The organism is Actinomycetota bacterium, assembly GCA_036280995.1.
GTDB lineage: Bacteria > Actinomycetota > CALGFH01 > CALGFH01 > CALGFH01 > CALGFH01.
This window is the reverse complement of record DASUPQ010000791.1, coordinates 1-6,042: the sequence shown is the minus strand read 5'-3', so window position 1 is coordinate 6,042 and position 6,042 is coordinate 1. Positions and strand designations below refer to the sequence as shown.

6 protein-coding genes are annotated in these 6,042 nt (G+C 74.9%); 4 read left to right on the top strand and 2 right to left on the bottom strand.

Going from position 1 to position 6,042, the window contains the following annotated elements:
• Positions 1-1,790, bottom strand: a 1,790-nt coding sequence (locus VF468_26425) for a glycosyltransferase family 2 protein (GenBank protein ID HEX5881824.1), incomplete at its 3' end; no start/stop codon positions are given.
• Between the two features lie 165 nt (positions 1,791-1,955).
• Entirely contained in the window at positions 1,956-2,195 is a 240-nt protein-coding gene (locus VF468_26420) for a WhiB family transcriptional regulator (protein HEX5881823.1), read from the bottom strand.
• A 231-nt stretch (positions 2,196-2,426) separates the two neighbouring features.
• Between VF468_26420 and VF468_26415 the strand changes: the two genes are divergently transcribed.
• From VF468_26415 to cofE, 4 genes are all read left to right on the top strand, one after another.
• Complete coding sequence (locus tag VF468_26415) at positions 2,427-3,092, top strand: RNA polymerase sigma factor (protein HEX5881822.1); 666 nt, start codon at positions 2,427-2,429, stop codon at positions 3,090-3,092.
• The gene (locus tag VF468_26410; protein ID HEX5881821.1) at positions 3,089-4,171 is read left to right on the top strand and encodes a DUF5667 domain-containing protein; all 1,083 of its coding nucleotides are present in this window, start codon (positions 3,089-3,091) and stop codon (positions 4,169-4,171) included. Before VF468_26415 ends, VF468_26410 begins: the two co-directional genes overlap by 4 nt.
• A gap of 47 nt (positions 4,172-4,218) precedes the next feature.
• Entirely contained in the window at positions 4,219-5,151 is a 933-nt protein-coding gene (gene cofD / locus VF468_26405; protein HEX5881820.1) for a 2-phospho-L-lactate transferase, read from the top strand.
• The coding region (gene cofE, locus VF468_26400) for a coenzyme F420-0:L-glutamate ligase (protein ID HEX5881819.1) at positions 5,148-6,042 on the top strand (895 nt) is incomplete at its 3' end. The genes cofD and cofE, both read left to right, overlap by 4 nt.

Here is a 6,042-nt window from a genome sequence, read left to right as displayed (position 1 = left end):
AACCCGGCGGCCAGGAACAGCGACTGGCGGACCGCCTCCCGGCGCCCGGCCGGGCCCGCCCTGGCCACGGCCACGGCGATGGCGGCCACGACGACCAGCCCGAAGGCGAGGGCGGCGGCCGGGGCCATGGCGATGCCGACGGCGGCCAGGGCGGCGAACCGCAGGGCCGGGCGCCACGGCTCGCGCGGCTGCTCGGCCCGGAAGGCCAGCACCACCTGGGCCAGGGCGGGCGGCGCAACGACCAGCAGGACCAGCTCGCCGATGCGGCCCTGGGCGAGCGCGCCGGTGGCCAGGGGCGCGGTCGCGTACAGCAGCCCGGCCAGGGCCCGGGCCCACAGCTCGGGCACGACCACCCGCAGGGCGCGGGTGCAGGTGGCCGCGGCCAGCGGCAGGGCCAGCCACAGCAGCAGCTTCTCGGCCGCCAGGGCCTTGCCGAAGGTCAGCACCGACAGCCCCCCGAGCAGGGCCAGCGACGGGGGCGCGGACGCGGTCGAGCCCATCTGGGCCCGGTGGAAGCTGGACACGAACTCGCGCAGCAGCTCGGTGGCGGTGGCCGGCCAGACCCCCAGGCTGATGCTGGCGATCGCCGGCGCGAACAGCACCGAGCGCAGCGAGATGGCCATGACCAGGGCGAACCCGGCGACCATGAAGGCCACCGGATGGCTGGCGACCACCCGCAGCACCGACGTGCCGGCCGAGGGCATGTCCTGCTCCTCGCCGGATTCGTCGGTCCGCTGGGCCACGTGGGCGCCGACCTCGGAGCCGTAGACCAGCTCGAGGGTGCCCCTGAGCATGGCCCGCAGCTGCTGGCCGCCCGGGGCGCGCAGCGGCGCCAGGGCGCTGTCGTCGACCTTGCGCTGCTTCTGGAGGCGGCGGCGGTGCACGATCGTGACCGGGAGCTCCTTGACGTTCCAGCCCCAGGCCCACAGCACGGCCAGGGCGTCGGCCGGCCGGCCCGTGAGGGCCAGGCTGGCCGAGCGGACCAGCGCCCCCACCAGGGCCAGCAGCAGGGCCAGGGGCAGCTTGCGCAGGCTGGTCGCCTTGAGCATGGCCGCGGCGGTGTGGCGCTCGATCAGGTAGCGGGGGTGGCCGACGGCGCGGGTCTTGCGGCTGCGGGAGGAGGCGGCGGCGAAGTGGCGGACCCGGGCCTGGGGCACGACCAGCACCCGCCCGCCGGTCAGGTGGGTGCGCCAGCACAGGTCGAGGTCGTCGCGGAAGGCGGGCATGCGCTCGTCGAAGCCGCCGACGTTCAGCAGGGCGCCGCGCCGCACCAGCATGCCGGCGGTGTTGACGAAGAACACGTCCTGGATCTGGTCGTGCTGGCCCTGGTCGATCTCGTCGTCCTCGATCGGGGACACCGCCCGGCCCGTGCGGTCGATCGAGAAGCCGATCTCGGAGAGGCGGTCGGGGTTGGTCCAGGAGACGAGCTTGGGACCGAGGATGGAGGCGCTGGGCCGCGACTCGGCCTCGGCCAGGAGGCGCTCCAGCGCCTCCGGCTCGGGCGCGCAGTCGTCGTGCAGCAGCCACAGCCAGTCCATGCCCGCCGTCCGGGGGTCGCGCAGGGCCGACATCACCGCCCGGCCGAACTGCCCCCTGACCGCCATGACGGCGTCGTCACCCAGGCGCGAGCGGGCCCAGTCGGCGCTGCCGTCGGTCGAGCCGGTGTCGACCACCAGCACGTCGTCGATCGGGCGGGTCTGGGCGGCGAGACCGCGGAAGGTGTCGCGAAGGAACGCCCGCCCGTTGTGGTTGACGACGATCGCGATGACCCGGGGCTGACTCGCTGGCACAACCTTCCTCTCGAGGCCTCGCCGGCCGGGGGTAGCCGGGGGTGTATCGAAAGGCCCGTAGGGTTCCAAGCTCCCCCACGGGCGTCCGGGAATGCTAGCACGGGACGGCCAGCCAGCCCTAAAGCAACCGTCAAAAGACGCGAACCGGGCACCGCCTAATTTGTGTCAGGAGGCGCGGCGCTTGAGCCGGCGGCGCTCGCGCTCGGACAGGCCGCCCCAGATCCCGAACCGCTCGTCGTTGGCCAGCGCGTACTCGAGGCACTCGGTCTGCACGGTGCAGGTCTGGCAGATGCGCTTGGCCGCGCGGGTGGAGCCGCCCTTCTCCGGAAAGAAGCAGTCGGCGTCCTTGTCCAGGCAGGCCGCCCGCTCGTACCAGGGCTGGATCTCGACGGGGATGGGGCCCATCCATTGCCTCCTCAACCGGTGCAGCGAGGCGTCCGGGTCGCACGCTTACGGGTGTTTGGAAGATCACGATCGTAATTACATCGGTGGCATTCTGCGGCGCCTTGCGTGGCATTTTCAAGCGGAAGGTTTTTTCTGTGGACAGGTCGGGGAGTCGCGCAGGATCCGGATGTGTGGCCCGTGACCGGTGCATGGGATAGCCTCACCGGCGGACGAGGTGCATCGGGGGTAGGAGTGCTCGGCTTCGGGGGAGAGCGGGAGGCGGTGTCCAAGGCCGGCCTGACCGCGGCGGACCTGTCGGCCGCGCGCCGCCGCGAGCCGGCCGCCGTGACCCGCGTCTACACCGCCTACGCCCCCGCCCTGTTCCGCTTCTTCATGGCCGCGGTCAGCGACCGCCACCTGGCCGAGGACCTCACCGGCACCGCCTTCGTCAGCGCCATCGAGGCCCTGCCCCGCTTCCGCGGCCCGGTCGAGGCCCTCGGCGGCTGGCTGTTCCAGATCGCCCGCCACGACCTCTACGACCACCGGCGCAAGCAGGCCCGCTCCCGGATCGAACCGCTCGACGACAACCTCAACGAGGCCGCCCTCGCCGACGGGGCCGTCGACCCCGAGGAGGTGGCCATCGAGCGCCTGGAGGGGAGCAGGGTGATGGCCGCGCTGGCCGAGCTCTCCCCCGACCAGCGCGAGGTCCTGCTGCTGCGGATGGCCGGCGGGCTGACCGCCCCCGAGGTGGCCGAGACGCTGGGCAAGACCACCGGCGCCGTCAAGGCCCTGCAGCACCGTGGCCTGGCTAGCCTTGCCAGAGTATTGGGCCTACGTAGCCCGCACGAGGCACAGGAACGCCCGTATCCATCACCAGACTCCGGTCGCCTGACTAGTCAGGAGGAGGAGGAACGGTGAAAACGCCGCAGCCAAAGCCGAACAAGCTCCACGATGAGCTCGACGCCCTGCTCGACGGGCGTCCTGTCGAGCTCACCGACGAGCTTGCGCCGCTGGTGGAGGCGGCCGACGTCCTGCGGGCCGAGCTGGCCACCTTCCAGCTCGACCCCGAGGTGGCCGACCGGCACCTGGAGCGGGCCCTTGAGCGCCCGGGCACGATCCTGGAGCTGCCCGTGCGCCGCCAGCCCAGCGGCTGGGACGTGCGCCGCCGCGTGGTCGCGGTCGCCCTGGCGGCCGCCCTGGTCCTCGCCCCCGCCACCATGGCCTCCGCGGCCGCCCTGCCCGGCCAGGCCATGTACCCCTTCAAGCGGGCCATCGAGGAGATCCGCGTCGCCTCGGTCCAGTGGTCACCGTCCCGCGAGGCGGCCGAGCGCACCCGGATCGCCGACGTGCGACGCGACGAGCTCGAGCAGCTGACCCGGCTGGAGATGTTCAACCAGATCGAGCCGGCGGTGAACGCGCTCACCAGTGCGGTCCTGGCCGCCGAGAGGGCCGTGGCCGAGGCCAGGCAGGAGGGTGTGGACCAGTCTGAGGTCGCCGCCCTGGTCGGACAGCTCGGCAGCGTCCAAGGGAACGTGAGCAGGGCGTTCGCCATGGTAGACACGACGCTGGAGTCCACCCAGCAGCCCGTGTCCAGCAACCTCCGCCTCGCGATCGTGACCGCGGTGCGGGAGTCCCGGCAGGTGCTGGATCCGCATGGAACCCCGTCGACCCAGGGGCCCCCTCCCGTAACGACGCCCGAGCCCAAGGAGCCGGAGACGCCGCCCCCGCCTGATCCGGGCGGTTCCAACCCGGGACCCGATCCGACCCAGGGGTCGGCGCCCGACCCGTCGCAGCCGTCGGTCACGACCCAGACCACCTCGCCGCCGCCCGAGTCGACCCCAACGACCGATCCCGCCCCGACCACCACCGCCGAGCCGGAGGCGACCTCGGGGTCGCTGGAGGGCGGCGGCGGCCAGCCGACATCGCCGGGCAAGGCGACGGACGAGGTCGGGGATAAGGGAAGGACCACGCCCACGACCAGCCTGCCGTCGCCCTAGGCGGCGCTATCCTGGGGCCGCTCCCGGCCTCTAGCTGAGGGAAGGCCATGCTGGTCGCGCTCGCCGGCGGTGTCGGCGCCGCCAAGTTCCTGCGTGGGCTGCTGCGCGTGCACGATGCCGGCGACCTGCTGGTGGTCGTCAACACCGGCGACGACCTGCGCATGCACGGCCTGGCGGTCTCGCCCGACCTGGACTCGGTCGCCTACACCCTGGCCGGGCTGGCCGACGAGGAGCGCGGCTGGGGCCTGGCCGGCGAGACCTGGAACGTCCGCGAGGCGCTGGTGCGCCTGGGCGAGCCCGGCTGGTTCGCCCTCGGCGACCGCGACATCGCCACCCACCTGCTGCGGACCCGGCTGCTGGCCGAGGGCGCCAGCCTGTCGGAGGCGACGGCCGAGCTGTGCCGCCGCCTCGGCGTGCCCGCGCGGCTGCTGCCCATGAGCGACCAGCGGGTCGAGACCCGGGTCGAGGTCGACGGACCCGACGGCCCCCTCGACCTCGGGTTCCAGGAGTACTGGGTCGGGCGGCAGGCCCGCGACCCGGTGCGGGCGGTCCGCTTCCGGGGGGTCGAGCGGGCCCGGCCGGCCCCAGGGATCCTGGAGGCGCTGGCCGGGGCCGCCGGGATCCTGCTCTGCCCGTCCAACCCGGTGGTGTCGATCGCCCCCATCCTGGCCGTGCCCGGGATCATGGAAGCCGTGGAGGCGGCGGCCTGCCGGGTGGTGGCCGTGACCCCGATCGTCGGCGGGGCGCCGGTCCGGGGCATGGCCGACAAGCTGCTGCCCGCCTGGGGGGCCGAGGTGTCGGCCCGCGGGGTGGCCGGCCTCTACGCCGGCCTGGCCGACGCCTTCGTCCTCGACGTCGTGGATGCCGGCCAGGCCGGCGAGGTGGCCGCCCTCGGCCTGGAGCCGGTGGTGGTCCCGACCCTGATGCGGACCGTCGAGGACGCGGCCGCCCTGGCCAAGGCGGCGCTGGAGGCGCTGTGACCTCCCTCGTGGTGGTGCCACTGGCCGGGATGCCGGAGGTGCGGCCGGGCGACGACCTGGCCCGGCTGCTGCTGGAGGCGGTCCGGCGGGCCGGGCTGGCCCTGGCCGACGGGGACGTGCTGGCCGTCACCTCCAAGGTCGTGGCCAAGGCCGAGGGCCGGCTGGTCCCCCTCCCGGACGACCCGGCCGGGCGCCAGCGGGTGCTGGCCGAGACGGTCGCGTCCGAGACGGCCCGGGTGGTGGCCCGGCGCGGCCGCCTGGTCATCGCCGAGACCCGCCACGGCCTGGTCGGGGCCAACGCCCTGGTCGACGCGTCCAACGCCGGCGGGGACCGGCTGGTCCTGCTGCCCGCCGACCCCGACGCCTCGGCGGCCCGGCTCCGGGCCGGCCTGCGGGCCCTGGACGGCCACGACGTGGCCGTGGTCGTCACCGACACCCTGGGCCGGCCCTGGCGGCTCGGCCAGACCGACGTGGCCGTGGGGCTGGCCGGCATGGGCGCCCTGGACGACTGGCGCGGGCGGGCCGACGGCGACGGCCGGCCGCTGGAGGTCACCGAGGTCGCCGTGGCCGACGAGGTGGCCGCCGCCGCCGACCTGGTCAAGGGCAAGGCGTCGCGGGTCCCGGCGGCCCTGCTGCGCGGGGTCCGCCGCCCCGAGGGCGACGGCCGCGCCCGCGACCTGGTCCGGTCGCCCGCCGACGACCTGTTCCGCACCGCCGGCACCGCCGAGGACCTGCTGGCCTTCCTGGAGGGACCGCCGGGTCCGGCAGGGGGGAAAGCCGGCCCGGCCGGTGATGAGGCCCGCCCGGCCGGGTGGGAACCCGCTCCGGTCGACCCTGCGACCCTCGACCGGGCGGCGGCGGCCGCGCGGGCCGTGCCGCTGCCCGGCGGGC